The organism is Achromobacter arsenitoxydans SY8 (assembly GCF_000236785.1).
Classification (GTDB): Bacteria; Pseudomonadota; Gammaproteobacteria; order Burkholderiales; family Burkholderiaceae_B; genus Achromobacter; species Achromobacter arsenitoxydans.
In genome coordinates, this window is sequence record NZ_AGUF01000074.1 from 127,097 (window position 1) to 146,306 (window position 19,210).

Sequence of the window (19,210 nt, forward strand, 5' to 3'; positions counted from 1 at the left end):
GGGCATGGCCCGCCGCGCGGCGCATCGTAGCTAGTCGTCAGTTCCCTTCGATACGAGGTTGTTATGCAAGAGAAAAACCTGACTCGCCGTGGCTTCATCAAGACGGCCTCCGGCCTGGCCCTGGCTCCCGCCCTGGGCTGGGCGCCCGGCATGGCGCTCGCCGCGGAGAAAGACATCGTGGTGGGCACCTGGGGCGGCGATTACCAGAATCTGCTGCAGCAGATCATCAATCCCATCGTGGCCAAACAGGACGTGAAGGTCGTGTACGACACGGGCAACGCCGTGGGCCGCGTCACCAAGCTGCGCGCGGAAAAGAACTCGCGCCGCGGCAGCATGGATGTCGCGCTGCTGGGCGAAGTGGACATGTACGACGCCGAGCGCTCCGGCACGCTGGAACCCGTGGACGCCAAGAAGCTGCCCAACCTGGCGCACGCCATCGACACGCTGAAGACGCCGTATTCGATTCCGCACATCTTCAGCGCCATGACCCTGGTCTACAACACCGAGAAATTCCCCACGCCGCCGGATTCGCTGGAAGTGCTGCTGGATCCGAAGTGGAAGGGGCAGGTGGGGTTCTCGGACATTCTGTATCTCTACAACTCCGTGTTCGTCGGCCTGGGCGCTGGCGGCACCACGAAGGACTTCGAGGGCGGCAAGCGCTTCCTGGCCAAGCTCAAGCCCAACGCGCCGCGCATCTATCCGTCCAACGAGGCGGTCGCCGCCGCCTTTAAGTCAGGCGAAATCGCGATTGCGGTCATGTGGAAGGCCCGCGCGCTGCAATGGAAGGACAGCGGCTTGCCGCTGGGCTTCGTGATTCCCAAGGAAGGCTCCGTGCCCGTATCGTTCGAGGCCGCCGTGGCCAAGAACAGCCGCAACAAAGACGCCGCGTGGGCTTACTTGAATGCGATGCTGGACCCGCAGGGTCAGATCGGCTTCGCTGAAAAAATGGGCTATGCGCCTACCGTCACCAACGCCTCGCTGCCCGAGGCCTTGAAGCGCGTCGGCTTCTCGGACGCCGAGGTCAAGCTGCTGCATGCGTATGACCTGAAGGGCCTGACGGAGAAGAAGGCGGAGATGCTGGAATTCTGGAACAAGGAATTCAAGGCGGGATGACGGGATGGGGGCGGCCTTGCCGGTCGTCCCCCTGACCTCGAGCGCGCGTTCGAAACCCGGTGTCTGACACCCGAGCGAGACGGTCTTCAGCCTGAAGGGTTGTCACGTGGGTGTCAGACACCTGCCGCGGCATGCGCGATGCTCGTCAGCCCCTGCGTTCTCTTGCGCCAGGCTTGAAATGTTATATCATCCGAATTCTATTTGTAATGATATAACATCCAAGAGGGTAAAGATGAAAGGTAAGAAACAGGGGATCCAGAGTGCCGGCGGCACGGCATTCCCCCGCCGCGCACGCCGCAGGACTCCCCTGAAACCGCTGGTGTGCTCGTTGATGCTGATGGCGCCCGTCGCCCATGCCCAGTCCGAAGCCAACGACGCGCAGGTGAAAACCGTGGCGCCGATCACGGTATCCGCCAATCCCCTGGGGCTGGATCTGAACAGCACCACGATGCCGGCCTCGGTGCTCGAAGGCGATGCGCTGATCGAGCAGCGCAACGGCACGCTGGGCGAAACGCTCAAGAACCTGCCTGGCGTCAACAGCGACACCTTTGGCGGCGGCGCGAGCCGGCCAGTGATCCGCGGCCAGACGGCGCCGCGCGTGAAGGTGCTGTCCGACGGCTCCGAAGTGATGGACGCGTCGAACATCTCTCCGGACCATGCGGTGACCGTGGAGCCGATGCTGGCCGAGCGCATCGAAGTGCTGCGCGGTCCGGCCACCCTGCTGTATGGCGGCGGCGCGATTGGCGGCGTGGTCAACGTCGTGGACAAGAAGATTCCGACCGAAGTGCCGGAGAAAGGCATTGCGGCGGAGGCCGAGCTGCGTGGTGCGACCGGCACGAAGGAACGCGCCGGGGCGGTGGGCATTACCGCGGGAGAGGGCCAGTTCGCGGTGCGCGTCGAAGGCATGAAGCGCCGCACCAGCGATTACGACGTGCCGGATTGGCCGGGCGGCAAGCTGGAAGGGTCGTACAGCGAATCGACGCAGGGGTCGGTCGGCATGTCCTGGATCACGCCGCGCGGCTACGTCGGCCTGGCGTTCACGCATCTGGAAAGCGAGTATGGTCTGCCCGGCCATAGCCACGAGTACGAGGGCTGCCACCCGCACGGCACGCACCTGCATTGCGGCGGCCACGACCATGACCACGACGAGGAAGAGGGCCACGATCACGACCATGACCACGAGCATGGCGGCGTGCCCTACGTGAAGCTGCGCAGCAACCGCATGGACCTGCGCGCCGAATACCAGGATCCGTTCGCCGGATTCGAGAGGATCCGCCTGCGCGGTGGGCTGACCGACTACCAGCACGACGAGATCGAAGGCGGCGAGGTCAGCACCCGCTTCAAGAACAAGGGCTACGACCTGCGGCTGGAGCTGCAACACAAGCCCATCGCGGGCTGGCGCGGCGTGGTCGGCATGCAGAATGCCTACAGCGACTTCCGCGCGGATGGCGAAGAGGCCTTCCTGCCGCGCAGCAAGACGCGTTCATATGGGCTGTTCGTGCTGGAGGAATACCAGCTGAACGACTGGCGCTTCGAGCTGGGCGCGCGCCAGGACTGGCAGCGTATCTCGCCGTCGGACGGCGCGCCGCGCAACAGTATGTCCGGAACGTCCTTGTCGGCTGCGGCCATCTGGGATTTCGCGCCGCAATACTCGGTGGCGCTGTCGCTGTCGCGCTCGCAGCGGCTGCCGAACGTCCAGGAACTGTATGCGGACGGCATTCATATGGCCACCAATACGTATGAACTGGGCAATCCGGACCTGACCCGCGAAACGTCGCACAACATCGACCTGACGCTGCGCAAGCACTCCGGCGATACGACGTTCTCGGCCAGCGTTTTCCACAACCGCGTGAAGAACTATATCTACGCCAATACGCTGGACCGCTATGAGGACTTCCGCCTCATCGAATACACGCAGCAGGACGCGGAGTTCACCGGCGTGGAAGGCGAACTGCGCCACCAGTTCACGCCGATCTTCTCGGCGGCGGTCTTTGGCGACTACGTGCGCGGCAAGCTGACCGGCGGCGACGGCAACCTGCCGCGCATTCCGGCGGCGCGCGCGGGTGTGCGCGGCAACGTGAAGTGGCAGCAGTGGTCGGGCGGCGTCGAATACGCGCGCGTGTTTGCGCAGAAGGACATCGCCGACTATGAAGACAGCACGCCGGGCTACAACATGGTCAATGCGGTCGTGGCCTATCGCGGCCAGTACGGCGCAACCGGCTACGAGGTCTTCCTGCGCGGCACCAACCTGCTGAACAAGCTGGCGTACAACCACGCGTCGTTCATCTCGTCGGTGGCGCCGCTGCCCGGCCGCAGCGTCATGCTGGGCGTGCGCATGACCTACTGATCCGCCTATCGGGATGAACCGGCGGCGCTCGCGCCGCACCGACGCATCTCAGGCAGTGCTCGCACAGCCGGGGCCAAAAGCCCCGGCTGTTTTTTTGCGCTGCGAAGATGCAAGGCTACGGGAAGACCCCGATCCCGATGCCATTGACGCTGGAAAAATCCATTCCTAGAATCAGATTTGTGATCACATATCAAAAATAGCGTGCGGCATCCGCCGCCACGCGGTCAGCGGCGAAACAGAGCATGACCCAACAACTATTCAGTGTCCGAGACAAGATCGTTTTAATTACTGGCGCCGCCGGTGGCATCGGCGCCGCGCTCAGCCGGGCTTTCGGCGAAGGGGGAGCGACGTTGTTGCTGGCCGACCTGCCGGGGGAAAGGCTGGACGCGCTGGGCGCGGAGTTGCGCGCAACCGGCGTAAAGAGCGATGCCATCGCGCTTCAGGTCGAAAACCGCGAAGCCTGCGCCAATGCAGTGGCCGCAGCAGTCGCCAGGCACGGCGGCGTCGACGTGTTGATCAACTGCGCCGGCGTCAATACCCGCATGCGCCCAGAGCTATACGCCGAAGAGGAATGGGATCGCATCGTCGATATCAACCTGAAGGGCACCTTCAACATGTGCCAGGCGGTGCATGCGCCAATGACGCTGGCCGGCAAGGGCAAGATCATCAACATCGGGTCGATCCTCGCCCTGGCCTCCAATGCCGTGACGGCGGCGTATTCGGCCAGCAAGGGAGGCGTGCTGCAACTCACGCGATCGCTGGCCTGCGCCTGGGCCGCCGACGGCATCACCGTCAACGTGATCCAGCCGGGCTGGATCGACACCGCCCTGTCGCGCCAGGCGCGCGTCGACATTCCCGGCCATGCAGAGCGCGTCGTGGCCACCACGCCGCTCGCCCGTTGGGGCGAACCCGAAGACTTGATCGGTTCGACGCTGTTCCTGGCCAGTGCGGCGTCGGATTTCGTGACTGGCGCCAGCCTGGTGGTGGACGGCGGCGTCACCGCGCATATCTGAGCCAAACGCTGACAAGGACTGCGGGGCACGGACGTTCCGCGGCGGCGCCGAAGGCCTGGGCCGGGAGGCGCCTGGATCAGACCCGAGACCCGCGCACCGTTGAAAGCAGGCGGCCGGCATTGAACCGGCCCACACGAGGAGGAGACATGCAATTCGAGGACATTGGGCAGGCCTCGCCGGCCCGCAGCCTGATCGTGCAAGAGAGCGACTGGGCGCAGCTCACGCGCTTCGAAGCCATGCGTCTGACAACGCTGTTCCTGTCGGCGCGCCGCTTCGAGGAGAAGATTCTGCTGCTGGACAAGCTGAACCTGGTGCATGGACCGGCGCATTCAAGCATTGGCCAGGAAGGCGGCGCGGCGGGCTGCATTGCGGCGCTGCCCACCAACACCCTCATGAATGGCACGCACCGCGCGCACCATCAGTGCGTGGCGAAGGCCGTCAACGCGCTTTACGAAGACGGCATGGACCCGGCGGCCAATGGACTGAGTCCACGCATGCGCGAAGAAATCCAGGGCCTGATGCATGAGATCCTGGGCCTGAAGGATGGCTGGACGGGCGGACGCGGCGGCTCCATGCACCTGCGCCGCGAAGACCTCGGCATCATGGGAACCAACGCCATCGTGGCGGGCGGCATCCCCATCGCCTGCGGCCACGCCTTCGCCGAAAAGCAGCGCCAATCGGGCAAACTGATGGTCACCTTCTTCGGCGATGGCGCCGTGCATCAGGGCGCCACCCATGAAGCCATGAATCTGGCGGCGCTGTATGGCCTGCCCATGATCTTCTTCCTGGAGAACAACAAGTACGCCGTGTCGATGAGCGTGGAGCAATCTACCTTCCAGACCGAGCTGCTGACGCGTCCGCAAGGCCACGGCATCGCTGCCGTCAAGGTGGATGGCATGAATCCCTTCGCCGTCTGGCTGGCCACCCGCTGGGCGCAGGAACATATTGAACGCGAAGGTCAGCCCGCCTTCATCCTGGCCGAGGTGTACCGCTATTACCACCAAAGCTCGTCGATTCCGGGCAGCGCCTTCGGCTATCGCACGCGCGAAGAAGAAAACGCCTGGAAGGCGCGCGACCCATGGCTGTTCCTGCAGCGCGAACTGACTGGGCGGGGCATCCTTACCGCCGAAGAGCTTGCCGCCATCGACGCAACGGTGACCGACGCCGTGGATGCGGCGGCCGCGTCCTGCGTGCAAGGCGAGGGCTCGTCGGCCCGCATTCGTCCGGAACTGTGGCCCGCGGCCGCCAGCGTGGACGACAACCTGAATAGCGACATGCGCGAGTTCGACGGCTTGACCTACGTCGAAGCCGAAGACTATGCGGACGAAGACGTGGAGCCGCTTTCCTACATCGAAGCCATGTCGCGCACCATGGGCGCGCGCATGGCCGAGGACGAGCGCATCTATGTTTTCGGCGAAGACGTGGCCAACATGGGCGGCGGCACCGTGGGCGCCACGCGCGGCCTGACGGACACCTACGCCGGCCGGCTCATCAACACGCCCATCACCGAAAACGGCTTTTGCGGCCTTGCCACGGGGGCGGCGCTGTCGGGTCTGAAGCCGGTGGTGGAACTGATGTATAGCGACTTCTTCCTGGTGGCGGGCGATCAGCTGCTGAACCAGGCTGGCAAGATCCGCCATCTGTTCAACGGCACGGCCAGCGTGCCGCTGGTGCTGCGCGCGCGCATTCCGGGCGCGGAAGGCTATGGATCGCAGCATTCCATGGACCCGGCGGGCGTCTTTGCGCTGTTCCCGGGCTGGCGCATCGTAGCCCCGTCCAACGCCTTCGACTATGTGGGCCTGATGAATTCGGCCCTGCGCTGCCAGGATCCGGTACTTGTGATCGAACCGCAGGAGCTGCACAAGCGCAAGACGCCCGTGCCCAAGGATTTGAACTACTACATCCCTATCGGCCGCGCCAAGCGGGTGGCGCAGGGCGATCAGATCACGCTGTTGACGACGCTGAGCATGGTGGAGCGCTGCGTGCAGGTGGCAAAAGAGTTGGGCGTGCGCGCCGACATCATCGACCTGCGCACCTTGTCGCAGCGGGATATCGACTACGACACGATAGGCGAGTCCGTCATGAAGACGGGCCGGGTGGCCATTGTGGAACAGACGACCCGCGGCGCGAGCCTGGGCGCCTTGATCGCGGATGAGATCCAGCGCCGCTTCTTCGATTATCTGGATCAGCCCGTACAACGGGTGACCGGGCGCTGGGCCCCGCCCACGGTGTCGCAGGCGCTGGAGCGCGCGGCGTTGGCGGGTGAGGACGATATCCGGTCGCTGCTTGCCGCCATGCTCCAGGAAAGCGGGCTGACCGCCGTCGCACCTGATGGCGCGCAAACCCCGCGCCCGGCGCAGGCCGCCGCTGCTGCGCCTGCGGCACATGCCGGTCAAGCCAGGCACGGCGCGCCATCCATGCAACCCGCAGTCTCCACGCATCAAGGAAACGTCCATGCCCTGCGCGCTTGAAGGCAAGACCATTCTGATCACGGGCGCCGCCGGGGGCATCGGCAGCGAAACCGCGCGCGTGTGCGCCGAGCAGGGCGCATCGCTGGTACTGGCGGACCGCGAAGCGCCCGAGGCGCTGGCCGCCGAACTGCGCCAGCAGGGCGTAAATGCGCGCGCGCTGGCTTTCGACGTGACCGATCGCGCCGCCGCCGAAGCGGCCGTGGCCGGCATCGAGCGGCTCGACGCCTTGGTCGCCAACGCGGGCTATTGCCCTTGGGACGACTGGAATGCCGAAGGATGGGACCACGTTTTCCACCAGGTTATCGACATCAATCTTCTGGGCGTCATGCACCTGACCCGCGCGGCCCTGGCCAAGATGGCGGAAGCGGGCGCAGGCCGCATGGTGCTCGTGTCTTCGGTGGCGGCGCGCATGGGGGGGCTGGCGGCCAGCCCGCACTACGTTGCGGCCAAGGGCGGCACGCATGCGTTTGTGAAATGGCTGGCGCGCAAGGCGGCGGAATCGGGCGTGACGGTGAACAGCGTGGCGCCTGGCGCCACCGATACCGGCATGACGCAGGGCGCCCCGTTGGATGCGAATAGAATTCCCCTGCGACGCATGGCCCAGCCCCGCGAGATCGCCTTGCCCATCGCGTTCTTGTGTTCGGATGGCGCAAGCTACATATGCGGCGCCACGCTGGACGTGAACGGTGGCGTCTACATGACATAGGCGTACACAGATGGACAACTCTATCCTGGAAGGTCTGCTGGAAAAGCAGGAACGCGTCACCGTCGCGGACCAGATCTATCAACGCACGCGCGCGCTCTTGATGAGCGGCGCGGTGCCGCCCGGCGAAAAGGTCACGCTGCGCGGCCTGGCCGCGGCGCTGAACACCAGCCCGATGCCGGTGCGCGAAGCCGTGAACAAGCTGGTGGCCGAGGGTGCGCTGGAGATGCTGCCCAGCCGGGGCGTGCGCGTGCCCAAGCCCAGCCTGCCGAAGTTCCGCGAGATCGTGCGTATCCGCTGCTGTCTGGAAGGCTTTGCCGCGGAGCAGGCGGTGAAGGTCATTGATGACGCGACCGTGACGCGCATTGAACGCTACGCGCAGGAGTTCGACAAGCTGGGGCATCAGCGCAAGATTGATGCGCTCAAGACAATAGACGCGAACCGCAATCTGCATTTCACGCTGTACGAGGCGGCGGGCATGCCGCTTCTGGTCACGATGATCGAGAACATCTGGCTCCAGATCGCGCCGCTGTTTTCCTTGAGCATGAGCAGCAAGGAACGCAAGTCGGAAAGCTGGGAGTCATTCGACCATCACGACCATCTGCTGCAAGCGCTGCGCCGCCGTGACGCCGGGGGAGCGCGCGATGCGGTGGTGGCGGACATTTCGGATGCGGCGGCGTTTATCGAAAAGACGGGAAACCTAACCCACACCTGAGGCGAGTGAGACATGGATATCGAGGTCGTGATGCCCGCGATTGGCGCCGGCACGACGCAGGGAAAAATTCTTCAGTGGCTCAAGCAGTCCGGCGATACGGTCAAGGTGGGCGATGTCCTGGCCGAGATCGAGACGGACAAGGCTGTCATTGAACTGGAGGCGGTGGACAACGGTGTGCTGGATCGCATCCATGTCGAGGCGGGCGACACCGAGGTTCCGGTCGGCGACGTGATCGCGACGCTGCTGCGTGACGCAGGGCATGCGCCCACGGCCGCGACGGCCGCCGTGCCTGCCGCGACCCCGGCTGACACGGCTTCGCCTGCCGCTTCTGCGCCTGCCATGCCTGGCCCTGCTGCAGTTGCCGCAGCGGCGGCGCAGCCCTCGCATCGTCTCTTTGCCAGCCCGTCCGCCCGGCGCCTGGCGCGCCTCATGGGCGTGGACTTGAACACGCTTAGGGGCAGCGGCCCGAACGGCCGTATCGTGCGCGTGGACATCGAACACGCGGCGGATCGCACCCGTGATTGCCCGCCTGCGCCCGCCTCCGATACCCGGCTGCCCGAACCGGGCGCAGCGCTGACCCCTCACACCCCCATGCGCGCCACGATCGCGCGCCGCCTGGTGCAATCCAAACAGCAGATCCCGCACTTCTACCTGTCGGTGGACTGCCGCATGGACGCCATGATGGCGGCGCGCGCCGCGCTCAACGGCAGCGTGGAATCCATCACCCCTCCCGGTGCAGCCCCGCAGCGCTACTCGCTGAATGACCTGCTGCTGCTCGCCGCGGCGCGCGCCGCGCTGCGCGTGCCGGAGATCAACGCTCAATGGACCGACGACGGCGTGCTGCGCCAGGATCAGGTGGACATCTGCGTCGCCGTTGCGCTGGACGCCGGCCTCATCACCCCCATTCTGCGCAACGCCGCTGCGCTCGGCCTATCCGCGCTGTCCGCGCAGGTGCGCCAGCTGACGGCGCAGGCGCGCGCCGGGCGGCTGCGGCCCGAGCAATACGAAGGCGGCAGCCTGACCGTGTCCAACCTTGGCATGCACGGCGTGAAGTCCTTTGCCGCCATCATCAACCCGCCGCAGTCCGTCATCCTGGCGGCGGGCGCCGTCACCCGCCAGCCGGTGGTGGAAGGCGACGCGCTGGCCATCGGCCATGTGATGAACCTGACGCTGTCGGCGGACCACCGCGTCGTGGACGGCGCCGTGGGCGCGCGCTTCCTGAAGGAAGTCCGGCATTTTCTGGAGCATCCCATCGAATTGATTCTCTAACGGGTTGAGGTGTCGTGGAAGGTGGTTCTTGGCAGTGTCCACATCCGCAACCCGCAGGGTGGACCGCGAACGGCGCACAGACCGATGGCGGCAGGTAAGTCGAAGCACCATTACATAAAGTCTGGAGACAAAACAATGACCAAGCAGAATCCGCTTTCTCGCATTGCGTGCGCCGCCGCCCTGGCGGTTGTCGTGCAGGGCGCCTGGGCGCAGAGCGACATCAAGATCGGATACAACAGCGACATGTCCGCCAGCGGTTCGGCCGACTTCGGCGTGTCGGCGCTGTCGGGCGCGCGCCAGGCAGCCGAAGAGATCAACGCCGCGGGCGGCGTGCTGGGCAGAAAGATCGTCATCGTGCCGCGCGACGACGTGGGATCGCCGCCCAAGTCCATCCAGAACGCCAACGAACTCGTGGACAACGAGAAGGTCGTGGCGATGCTGGGCGGGGTCAACTCGGGCAATATGCTGGCCTGGCTGCACATCGTGCAGCAAAAGAAGATTCCGACGATTTCGCCGTCAGCCACCGCTACCGAAATCACCAACCGCTACAGCAAGGAACCGGCCAACTACATTTACCGCGTCTCCATGCGGGACCTGGACCAGATCACCTTGCTGGCCGCCTACGCGGCGCGCGCCACCAAGAACAAGAAGGTCGCCATCATCGCCGACACCACGGGTTACGGCCAGCAAGGCGCCAAGGACGCGGCGGCTGTGTTGCAGCTGCATGGCATCACGCCGGTGGCGAACGAAAAGTTCGGTCCCAAGGACACGGACATGAGCTCGCAGCTGAACAAGATCAAGGCTTCGGGCGCGGACACGCTCATCGTCTACGCGCTGGCCGACTCCAACGGCCACCTGATGCGCAGCCAGGAAAAGATCGGCTACTACCCGACCACGCTGGGCTCCTGGGCGAACTTGAGCCCCCCGTTCCTGCGCATCGCCGGCCCGGAGCTGGCAAAAAAGATGATCTTCTCGGCCTCTATCACGGAGGATTCCACGCCGCAGTCCAAGGCGCTGTACGACACCATCATGAAGAAGGAGGGCAAGCTGCCCACCTATGTGTTCGCGGCGCACGCCTATGACTCGGTGAAGATCCTGGCGGCCGCAATGACGCAAGCGAAGTCCACCGACGGCGAGAAGGTGCAGCAGGCGCTGGACAACCTGGGCAAGGTGGACGGCGTGATCAAGAGCTACGCGCCCGCGTTTGCCAAGGCCAACCACGAGGCGCTGTCGTACAAGGACTTCCGGCTGGTGCGCTGGGTGGACGGCAAGGTGGTGTCGGTGGACGACACCATCACGCAGGCGATCAAACCCGAAGATCTGAAGCAGTAAGCCGCGAGCCGCGGGCCAGGCCGTTTCAGGTCTGGCCTCGGCCCAGGTGGTTGACGAAGAGCTTGGCGGCGGTGGGCAGCGAATCGAACGAACGCACGCAAATCTGTATCTTGCGGCGCGCCCAGGGTTCGGCCAACGGGATGATGCGCAGGTCGAACATCACCGAGTAGCGGCGAGCGATGTCCAGCGGCAGCACGCCTATGCCCAGCCCGGAGTTCACCATGAAGCACAGCGCGTCAAAGCCGGTGACCTGCACCTTGAGGCGGATATTGCGCTTTTCGAAGTCGGCGGCGGCGGACAGGATGCCGTTGATGGCGCTGCCGCGATGCAGCCCGATGAAGTCATGATCCAGCGCGTCGGCGAAGCGAAATCCGGCCCGGTCCTGCAGCGGGTGATCGGCGGGCACCACCAGCGCCAGCGTGTCTTCGCGGTAGGGCCGGATCTCGACGTCGGCTTCAGGAGAATCGCCCGAGAAGATGCCCACGTCCGCCGCGTTCTCGGCTACCGACTTGATGATGCTGGACGTGATCTTCTCTTCCAGGTCCACCTGCACGTTGGGGTAATCATTCAGGAACAGCTTGATGTCTTGCGGCAGGAACTGCGTGATGGCGGAGATGTTGGCGTAGACGCGGATGAAGCCGCGCAGGCCGCGCGAGTAGTCGCGCATCTGCACGGCAACTTCGTCCAGCTCATGCAGCGCGCGCCGCGCCATGGTGGATAGCGCGATGCCCGCCGGCGTGGGATGGATGCCCTTGTTGGTGCGGATCAGCAGCCGGATCTTCAGATTTTCTTCCAGCTCGCTGATGCGTTTGCTGATGGCGGCGGCGGCGATGTGCTCGTGTTCGGCCGCGGCGGCGATGGTGCCTTGTTCGACCACGCTGATGAATAGCTTGAGGGAGGTGGGGTCTAAACGCATGGCGGCAAGCAAGGGCGGACAGGACGCGTCATTGTAGCCACGCCCGCGCTTGCCATCGCGGTTGGCGATGGCGGCATCGTTAATGACTGCTATTGGGGACGGCAAGGCCAGGGCTATCCTCACGAAAAATAGTGACCGGCCAACGTGCGCGGCCGGCACAAGAATGATGGATGGAGCAAGACAATGAATTTGCAGAACAGCCAGCTGCTGCGGCAGCAGGCGTACATTGGCGGCGCCTGGTGCGACGCCGACAGCCGCGCCACCATCACGGTGCGCAACCCTTTCGACGGCAGCGTGCTGGGCACTGTGCCCAATCTTGGTCAGGCCGAAACCGCCCGCGCCATCGCGGCAGCCGATGCCGCGCTGCCGGAATGGCGCGCCAGGACGGGCAAGGAACGCGGCGCCATCCTGCGCCGCTGGCACGCCCTGATCGAAGCCCATAGCGACGACCTGGCTTTGCTGCTGACGCTGGAGCAGGGCAAGCCGCTGGCCGAAGCGCGCGGCGAGCTGAACTACGCGCTGTCCTTTGTGGAATGGTTCGCCGAGGAAGCCAAGCGCGTCTATGGCGATGTGCTGCCTACGCCGCGCGGCGACCAGCGCATGCTGGCCATCCGCCAGCCGGTGGGCGTGTGCGCGGCCATCATCGCGTGGAATTTCCCGTCGGCGCTGGTGACCCGCAAGGTCAGCCCGGCGCTGGCCGCCGGCTGCACAGTTGTGCTCAAGCCCTCGGAACTGACGCCCTTCACGGCGCTGGCGCTGGCCTGGCTGGGCGAGCAGGCCGGTATTCCGCCCGGCGTGCTGAACGTGGTCATCGGCGACCCGGCGCCCATAGGCACGGAATTGACGCAGAATCCCACCGTGCGCAAGCTGACCTTCACCGGGTCCACGCAGACGGGCCGGCTGCTGATGCAGCAAAGCGCGTCCAACATCAAGAAGCTGTCGCTGGAGCTGGGCGGCAACGCGCCCTTCATCGTGTTTGAAGACGCCGACCTGGACGAGGCGGTGGCCGGGCTGGTGCTGTCCAAGTTCCGCAATGCGGGCCAGACCTGCGTTTGCGCCAACCGCGTGTATGTGCACGCCAGCGTGGCGGAGGCCTTCAATGACAAACTGCTGGCCGAAATCCGCCGCATGAAAGTGGGCGGCGGGCTGGAAGCGGGCGTTACGCAAGGCCCGCTGATCGACCAGCGCGCCGTGGACAAGGTGACGCGGCTGGTGGCCGACGCCACCGCGCACGGCGCCTCGCTGCTGGCCGGCGGCAAGCTGCGCGAAGCCGGCACGCTGCTGTATGAACCGACCTTGCTCACGGGGATTACCGACGCCATGGAACTGGCGCACGAAGAGATCTTCGGGCCGGTGGTGGGCATCAGCACCTTTGAGTCCGAAGCGGCGGTGCTGGCACGGGCCAACGACAGCGCATCGGGCCTGGCCGCGTACTTCTACACGGCCAACCTGGAGCGCGTGTGGCGCGTGATGGAAGCGCTGGAATACGGCATCGTGGGTGTGAACACGGGCGCGGTCTCCAACGAGGTCGGCCCCTTTGGCGGCGTCAAGGAATCGGGCGTGGGCCGTGAGGGTTCCAAGTACGGCATCGAAGAGTTCCTAGAAATCAAATACGTGTGCCTGGCCGGCAAGTCGTTCAAAGCGCCGCGCTAAGCCACCGGATTCCAGTCATGAGCCAAACACCAGACGCGTCTCTGCGGGACGCCGACACCTTCGATTACGTGATTGTGGGTTCCGGCGCGGCCGGGTCCATCCTGGCCAATCGTCTGTCCGCCGACGGCGCGACCGTATGCGTGCTGGAGGCCGGCCCGCCGGACAACAGCCCCTTCCTGCACATCCCGGCCGGCTTCATCAAGGCGGTGTTCAACAAGAAATACGCCTGGCAGTTTTCCAGCGAAGGCACGGACCAGACCAAGGGGCGGCGCGTGCCGATCCCGCAGGGCCGCACGCTGGGCGGGTCCACGTCCATCAATGGCCTGGTCTACAACCGTGGCCAGGCGGCGGATTTCGATCACTGGGCCAGCCTGGGCAACCCGGGCTGGGCCTATGCGGACGTGCTGCCGTACTTCAAGTCCATGGAGCGTCGCGAAGGCGGCGATGAGCGCTATCGCGGCCGGCAGGGCGAGCTGCCCGTCACCGACATCGACTGGATCCATCCCCTGTGCGAAGCCTTCATCGCCGGCGCGGTGGAGCAGGGCATTCCCCGGAATCCGGACTACAACGGCGCGGAGCAAGCCGGCGTCGGCTACTTCCAGCGAACCATCCGCAACGGCTGGCGCATGAGCACCGCCAAGTGCTTCCTGAAGCCCGCCATGGCGCGCAAGAACCTGGACGTGCGCACCTATGCGCAGGCGACGCGCGTGCTGTTCGACGGCACGCGCGCCATCGGCGTGGCCTATTGCCATCCCGCGCATCCGGCCCGCTTGCGCGCGGTGCGCGCCAGCCGCGAAGTGATCGTGGCCTGTGGCGCGATCAACACGCCTAAGCTGCTGCAACTGTCGGGCCTGGGCCCGGCGGATCTGCTGCGCCAGCACGGCATCCCCGTGGTGCGCGACCTGCCTGGCGTCGGCGAAAACCTGAGCGACCACTACTCCGTGCGCATCGTGGCGCGCGTCAAGAACAGCAAGACGATGAACGAGCTGGTCAAGGGCTTGAGTCTGGCCGGCCAGATCGGGCGCTGGATGATGAAGCGGCCCAGCATCATGGCCTTGAGCCCGTCGCTGCTGCACTACTTCTGGAAGTCCACGCCCGAACTCACCGCGCCCGACCTGCAAGGCGTGTTCACGCCGGCCAGCTACAAGGAAGGCTATGTGGGCATGCTGGACGACTTTCCCGGCATGACGGCGGGGGTCTGGCAGCACCGGCCTGACAGCCGTGGCCAGGTCCGAATCCGTTCGTCCGACCCCTTGCAGGACCCGGTCATCCACGCCAACTATCTGGCCGACGAGCGCGATCAGGTCACGCTGGTGCGCGGCATCCGGCTGGCTCGCCGGCTGTTGCAGTCGCAGGCGCTGGCGCCGTACTTCGACAGCGAATCGCTGCCTGGCCCCTTGTGCGAGTCCGATTCCGAGCTGCTGGACTTCGCCCGCCGCCTGGGCGTGTCGTCCTACCACGTCAACGGCACGGCCCGCATGGGGCCGGCCGGCGACCGGTACGCCGTGGTGGATGCGCAGCTGCGCGTGCACGGCGTGCAGAACCTGCGCGTGATCGACTCGTCGGTCATGCCCGCCATGCCGTCGGCAAACATCTGCGCGGCCACCATGATGATCGGCAACAAGGCGGCCGACCTGATCAAACAATCCTGAAAACCAAGACGCGATCACCCGAGTGATCCCTAGGAGACAACGTGAATTCCCTGCATTTCCCCAAGACGATGAAGGCCCTGCTGCTGTCGGCGGCGCTGATGGGCGCCAGCGCTGCCGCGCTGGCCGATGACATCAAGATCGGCTTCAACAGCGATATGTCGGCCACCGGTTCGGCGGACTTTGGCATTTCGGCGCTGGCTGGTGCGCGCCAGGCGGCCGAAGAGCTGAACGCGGCCGGCGGCGTGCTGGGCAAGAAGGTCGTCATCGTGGAACGCGATGACGTCGGCGCCCCGCCCAAGGCCATCCAGAACACCAACGAGCTGGTGGACAACGTCAAGGTCAACGCGATGCTGGGCGGCGTGAACTCGGGCAATATGCTGGCCTGGCTGCATATCGTGCAGCAGAAGAAGATCCCGACGATCTCGCCCGTGGCTACCGCCACCGATATCACCGGCCGCTATGCGAAATCGCCGCCGAACTATGTGTTCCGCGTGTCCATGCGCGACCGCGACCAGATCGCGCTGCTGGCCGCCTACGCGGCGCGCGCCAGCAAGTCCGGCAAGGTGGCGATCATTGCCGACACCACGGGCTATGGCCAGCAAGGCGCCAAGGACGCGCTGGAGATCCTGGCGCTGCACAAGATCACGCCGGTGGCCAACGAGAAGTTCGGTCCGAAGGACACGGACATGAGCTCGCAGCTGAACAAAATCAAGGCTTCGGGTGCGGACACGCTGATTGTCTACGCGCTGGCCGATTCCAACGCGCACGTGATGCGCAGCCTGGAGAAGATCAGCTACTTCCCGACCACGCTGGCCTCCTGGGCCAACTTGAGTTCGCCGTTCCTGCGCATCGCCGGGCCGGAACTGGCCGCCAAGATGATCTTCACGGCGTCCATCACCGAAGATTCCTCGCCCGAATCCAAAGCACTGTACGACACGCTGATGAAGGGCAATGGCCGCGTGCCCACGTATGTGATGGCCGCGCAGGCGTATGACTCCGTGAAGCTGATCGCCGCCGCCATGGAGCAGGCCAAGTCGACCGACGGCGCCGCCGTGCAGGCCGCGCTGCAACAACTGGGCCAGGCCAAGGGCGTGATCAAGACGTACCAGCAGCCGTTCTCGGCAGACAACCATGAAGCGCTGTCGGTGAAGGACTTCCGCCTGGTGCGCTGGGTCGACGGCAAGGTCGTGACGGTGGACGACGAGTTCATGCGCGCCATCAAGCCGGAAGACCTGAAGCTGTAAGCGCGAACAGGCGGCAACGAATTTAGCGGTACATCAAGGATCTCTCCGGCGCGGCGCCGCGCCGGAGTCGTCAAAAGGGGGCCATCAGCATGCAAATACTACAAGCCATATTGAGTGGATTGGCCATGGGCAGCGTCTATGCCCTGGTCGCGTTCGGGTTCAGCATTACCTACACCACCACCAAGACGTTCAACTTTGGCCAGGGCGCGTTCCTGGCGCTGGCCAGCCTCATCGGCATCAGCGCCATCCTGCTCGTGACGCAGGGCAAGCTGATCGGCTTTCCCAGCCCGGAAGACGTGACGTGGGGATCGTTCCTGTTCGCGCTGCTGGCGGCCATGCTGGTGCTGGGCCTGCTTGGCTTCGTGCTGTACATCACCGCCATCAAGCACTTTGTTGGCGAGGCGGGGTTGTCCTGGGTGATGAGCACCATCGGCTTTGGCATCATCATCCAGAACCTGGCGTTGCTGATCTGGGGCCCTGCGCCCATCGCGGTGGCCTCGCCGCTGGGTGAAGGCATCATCACCATTTTCGGCACGGGCGTGCGCCCGCAGGAGATCCTGGTGTTCGGCACCACGCTCGCGCTGATGATCGTGTTTGACTGGGCGCTGCACAAGACAAAGATGGGCAAGGCCGTGCGCGCGGTGGCGTTCAGCAAGTCCACCGCCAGCCTGATGGGCATCAACGCGAACGCGGTGGCGGTGGCGGTGTTCGTCATCAGCTCGGCGCTGGCCGCGATTGCGGGCGTGATGATCGCGCCGATCGCGACGGCCTCGGTGTTCGTGGGCACGCTGCTGTCGTTGAAAGCGTTTTCCGCCGCCATCCTGGGCGGCCTGGAGAACCCGCGCGGCTGCATCTTCGGCGGCTTTCTGATCGGCCTGCTGGAGTCGCTGATTGGTCTTTGGTATTCGAACCTTCGCGAGATCGCGGTGTTCGCGCTGATCATCGTGGTGCTGTACTTCCGCCCGGCGGGCATCCTTGGCCGCGTGCATGCGGAGAAGGTGTGAACATGTCGAAACTACTCATTCCGATCGTCATTGCCTTGCTGGCCGTGGGTTTTGCCTATTCGGGCCTGAACGATTTTTATCTGTTGATCCTGTTCAATATCGGGGTCTATTACATTGCCGCCACCGGCTTCAACATTCTGGTCGGCCAGACCGGGCAGAAGTCGCTGGGCCATGCCGGCCTGTTCGGCGTGGGCGCCTATACGGTGGCGCTGCTGACGGTGAACTACCAGGTCAACCCGTGGCTGGCGCTGTTGTGCGCGGCGGGCGTGTCCGCCGTGTTCGGCGTGGTCATCGCGATTCCGGCCCTGAAGGTGAAGGGGCCGAGCCTGGCCATGGTCACCATCGCGTTCGGCCTGTTGATCGAAAAAATCGTGTCCGAATGGACGGACGTGTTCAAGGGCCAGGAAGGCTTCTACGGCATCACCGGCCTGACGTTCAACGGCGCCACGCTGGACAGCCGCCAATGGGTGGTTGTGGTGGTGGTGCTGGGCCTGGCGCTGCACGCGATGACGTCGCTGCTCTTGAACGGCCGTTTCGGCCGGGGCTTTGCCGCCGTGCGCACGTCTGAGATCGCGGCGGAGAGCGTGGGCATCAGCGTGTACCGCTTCAAGATTCTGGCGTTCGTCATCAGCGCCATCACCTGCGGGATCGCGGGCGGCCTGGTGGCGCAGCAGAACCAGTACATCAATTCCGACTTCGTCAATTTCAACCTGTCGGTGTTTTTCCTGGTGCTGGTGCTGTTTGGCGGGCGCACGCCGGTCGGTTCCTTCCTGGGGGCCGTGGTGCTGACGGTGCTGGACGCCATGCTGGCGCGCTGGCCCGAAGTGCAGCATTTCGCTTACGGCCTGATATTGCTGTTCGCGCTGTACGCCATGCCCGAAGGGCTGGCCGGCCTGTTGCGCCGCGTGTGGCCGCAGCGCGGTCAGCGCGAGGCGCTGGCGCGCACGGCGTCAAACGCCGATTGGTCGCCCGAGCGCGCCACGGCCACGTCCAAGACCGCCGGCGGCGCTGCCGGCTTCCTGGAAGTGAAGGATCTGTACAAGGCCTTTGGCGGCGTGGTGCCGACCAACAAGGTGTCGTTCTCGCTGGAGCAAGGCGCGGTGGTGTCGCTGATCGGCCCTAACGGCGCGGGCAAGACGACGACGCTGAACTTGTTGTCTGGGCTGGTCGTGCCGGACGCCGGCAGCATCCGCTTCAAAAACCGGCAGATGGTGGGCTTGTCGCCTAATGAAATCGCGGCCAGCGGCATCGGGCGCACGTTCCAGAACCTGAAGCTGTTCGACGGGCTGACGGCGCTGGAAAACGTGATGGTGGGGTTTTATCGCGTGCAGAAGTCGGGATTTTTCTCGAACCTGCTGGGTCTGCCCGCCAGCCTGGCCGAAGAACGCCGCATGCGCCGCGAGGCATACGCCATCCTGAAGTTCTTCGAGCTGGACCGCTATGCGGACGACGCGGCCAATAGCCTGCCTTACGGTTTGCAGCGCCGGCTTGAGATCGCCCGCGCGGTGGCGGCCATGCCTGACCTGTTGCTGCTGGACGAACCCGCCGCCGGCCTGAACCCGGCCGAGACGGACCAGCTGACCGAACTCATCGTGAAGCTCAAAGACATGGGCCTGACCATTCTGCTGATCGAGCATCACATGGATCTGGTCATGGCAATTTCGGATCACATCGTTGTGCTGGACTACGGCGTGAAGATCGCCTCCGGCCTGCCGAACCACATCCAGGAGAATCCGAAAGTGATCGAAGCCTACCTGGGCGCGCCCGCATAGGAGACA

General features: G+C 65.0%; 14 protein-coding genes. 13 read left to right on the forward strand and 1 reads right to left on the reverse strand.

What is annotated here, in order from left to right; translation table 11 throughout:
* Positions 1 to 63: 63 nt before the first annotated feature.
* The 8 genes from KYC_RS23195 to KYC_RS23230 all read left to right on the forward strand — a co-directional run bounded on the left by KYC_RS23195 (position 64) and on the right by KYC_RS23230 (position 10,963).
* Positions 64 to 1,113, forward strand: coding sequence for an ABC transporter substrate-binding protein (locus KYC_RS23195; protein WP_008167047.1), 1,050 nt, complete (start codon positions 64 to 66; stop codon positions 1,111 to 1,113).
* Positions 1,114 to 1,345: 232 nt separating this feature from the next.
* Positions 1,346 to 3,460, forward strand: coding sequence for a TonB-dependent receptor domain-containing protein (locus KYC_RS23200; protein WP_043519116.1), 2,115 nt, complete (start codon positions 1,346 to 1,348; stop codon positions 3,458 to 3,460).
* 242 nt (positions 3,461 to 3,702) lie between these two features.
* Positions 3,703 to 4,473 carry an SDR family NAD(P)-dependent oxidoreductase gene (locus KYC_RS23205; protein ID WP_043519117.1) on the forward strand — a complete coding sequence of 257 codons (771 nt, stop codon included), beginning with the start codon at positions 3,703 to 3,705 and terminating at the stop codon, positions 4,471 to 4,473.
* A gap of 146 nt (positions 4,474 to 4,619) precedes the next feature.
* Positions 4,620 to 6,944, forward strand: a complete 2,325-nt coding sequence (locus tag KYC_RS23210; protein ID WP_008167052.1) for an alpha-ketoacid dehydrogenase subunit alpha/beta — start codon at positions 4,620 to 4,622, stop codon at positions 6,942 to 6,944.
* Positions 6,928 to 7,650, forward strand: a complete 723-nt coding sequence (locus KYC_RS23215; RefSeq protein WP_008167053.1) for an SDR family NAD(P)-dependent oxidoreductase — start codon at positions 6,928 to 6,930, stop codon at positions 7,648 to 7,650. The genes KYC_RS23210 and KYC_RS23215 overlap by 17 nt, the downstream gene beginning before the upstream one ends.
* Before the next feature lie 10 nt (positions 7,651 to 7,660).
* Complete coding sequence (locus KYC_RS23220; RefSeq protein WP_008167054.1) at positions 7,661 to 8,362, forward strand: GntR family transcriptional regulator; 702 nt, start codon at positions 7,661 to 7,663, stop codon at positions 8,360 to 8,362.
* Between the two features lie 12 nt (positions 8,363 to 8,374).
* Positions 8,375 to 9,631 carry a dihydrolipoamide acetyltransferase family protein gene (locus tag KYC_RS23225; protein WP_008167055.1) on the forward strand — a complete coding sequence of 419 codons (1,257 nt, stop codon included), beginning with the start codon at positions 8,375 to 8,377 and terminating at the stop codon, positions 9,629 to 9,631.
* 135 nt (positions 9,632 to 9,766) lie between these two features.
* The gene (locus KYC_RS23230; RefSeq protein WP_008167056.1) at positions 9,767 to 10,963 is read left to right on the forward strand and encodes an ABC transporter substrate-binding protein; all 1,197 of its coding nucleotides are present in this window, start codon (positions 9,767 to 9,769) and stop codon (positions 10,961 to 10,963) included.
* A gap of 25 nt (positions 10,964 to 10,988) precedes the next feature.
* Here the strand turns inward: KYC_RS23230 and KYC_RS23235 are convergent, their stop codons facing one another.
* Positions 10,989 to 11,879 carry a LysR substrate-binding domain-containing protein gene (locus KYC_RS23235; RefSeq protein ID WP_043519137.1) on the reverse strand — a complete coding sequence of 297 codons (891 nt, stop codon included), beginning with the start codon at positions 11,877 to 11,879 and terminating at the stop codon, positions 10,989 to 10,991.
* A 183-nt stretch (positions 11,880 to 12,062) separates the two neighbouring features.
* Here KYC_RS23235 and KYC_RS23240 point away from each other — a divergent pair, with 183 nt between their 5' ends.
* The 5 genes from KYC_RS23240 to KYC_RS23260 all read left to right on the forward strand — a co-directional run bounded on the left by KYC_RS23240 (position 12,063) and on the right by KYC_RS23260 (position 19,204).
* On the forward strand, positions 12,063 to 13,532 hold the full coding sequence (locus KYC_RS23240; RefSeq protein ID WP_008167058.1) for an NAD-dependent succinate-semialdehyde dehydrogenase: 1,470 nt from the start codon (positions 12,063 to 12,065) through the stop codon (positions 13,530 to 13,532).
* Positions 13,533 to 13,549: 17 nt separating this feature from the next.
* On the forward strand, positions 13,550 to 15,184 hold the full coding sequence (locus KYC_RS23245) for a GMC family oxidoreductase (RefSeq protein ID WP_008167059.1): 1,635 nt from the start codon (positions 13,550 to 13,552) through the stop codon (positions 15,182 to 15,184).
* A 41-nt stretch (positions 15,185 to 15,225) separates the two neighbouring features.
* Positions 15,226 to 16,428, forward strand: a complete 1,203-nt coding sequence (locus KYC_RS23250; protein WP_008167061.1) for an ABC transporter substrate-binding protein — start codon at positions 15,226 to 15,228, stop codon at positions 16,426 to 16,428.
* Between the two features lie 89 nt (positions 16,429 to 16,517).
* Positions 16,518 to 17,432, forward strand: a complete 915-nt coding sequence (locus KYC_RS23255) for a branched-chain amino acid ABC transporter permease (protein ID WP_081478099.1) — start codon at positions 16,518 to 16,520, stop codon at positions 17,430 to 17,432.
* Complete coding sequence (locus KYC_RS23260) at positions 17,429 to 19,204, forward strand: branched-chain amino acid ABC transporter ATP-binding protein/permease (protein WP_008167063.1); 1,776 nt, start codon at positions 17,429 to 17,431, stop codon at positions 19,202 to 19,204. Before KYC_RS23255 ends, KYC_RS23260 begins: the two co-directional genes overlap by 4 nt.
* Positions 19,205 to 19,210: the final 6 nt, after the last annotated feature.

Bases quoted from the DNA above. Each gene is read 5' to 3' on its own strand.
- KYC_RS23245 (WP_008167059.1), top strand. From the start codon at position 13,550: ATGAGCCAAACACCAGACGCGTCTCTGCGGGACGCCGACACCTTCGAT.
- KYC_RS23235 (WP_043519137.1), bottom strand. From the start codon at position 11,879: ATGCGTTTAGACCCCACCTCCCTCAAGCTATTCATCAGCGTGGTCGAA.
- KYC_RS23195 (WP_008167047.1), top strand. From the start codon at position 64: ATGCAAGAGAAAAACCTGACTCGCCGTGGCTTCATCAAGACGGCCTCC.
- KYC_RS23255 (WP_081478099.1), top strand. From the start codon at position 16,518: ATGCAAATACTACAAGCCATATTGAGTGGATTGGCCATGGGCAGCGTC.
- KYC_RS23220 (WP_008167054.1), top strand. From the start codon at position 7,661: ATGGACAACTCTATCCTGGAAGGTCTGCTGGAAAAGCAGGAACGCGTC.
- KYC_RS23225 (WP_008167055.1), top strand. From the start codon at position 8,375: ATGGATATCGAGGTCGTGATGCCCGCGATTGGCGCCGGCACGACGCAG.
- KYC_RS23230 (WP_008167056.1), top strand. From the start codon at position 9,767: ATGACCAAGCAGAATCCGCTTTCTCGCATTGCGTGCGCCGCCGCCCTG.
- KYC_RS23215 (WP_008167053.1), top strand. From the start codon at position 6,928: ATGCCCTGCGCGCTTGAAGGCAAGACCATTCTGATCACGGGCGCCGCC.
- KYC_RS23240 (WP_008167058.1), top strand. From the start codon at position 12,063: ATGAATTTGCAGAACAGCCAGCTGCTGCGGCAGCAGGCGTACATTGGC.
- KYC_RS23205 (WP_043519117.1), top strand. From the start codon at position 3,703: ATGACCCAACAACTATTCAGTGTCCGAGACAAGATCGTTTTAATTACT.
- KYC_RS23200 (WP_043519116.1), top strand. From the start codon at position 1,346: ATGAAAGGTAAGAAACAGGGGATCCAGAGTGCCGGCGGCACGGCATTC.
- KYC_RS23210 (WP_008167052.1), top strand. From the start codon at position 4,620: ATGCAATTCGAGGACATTGGGCAGGCCTCGCCGGCCCGCAGCCTGATC.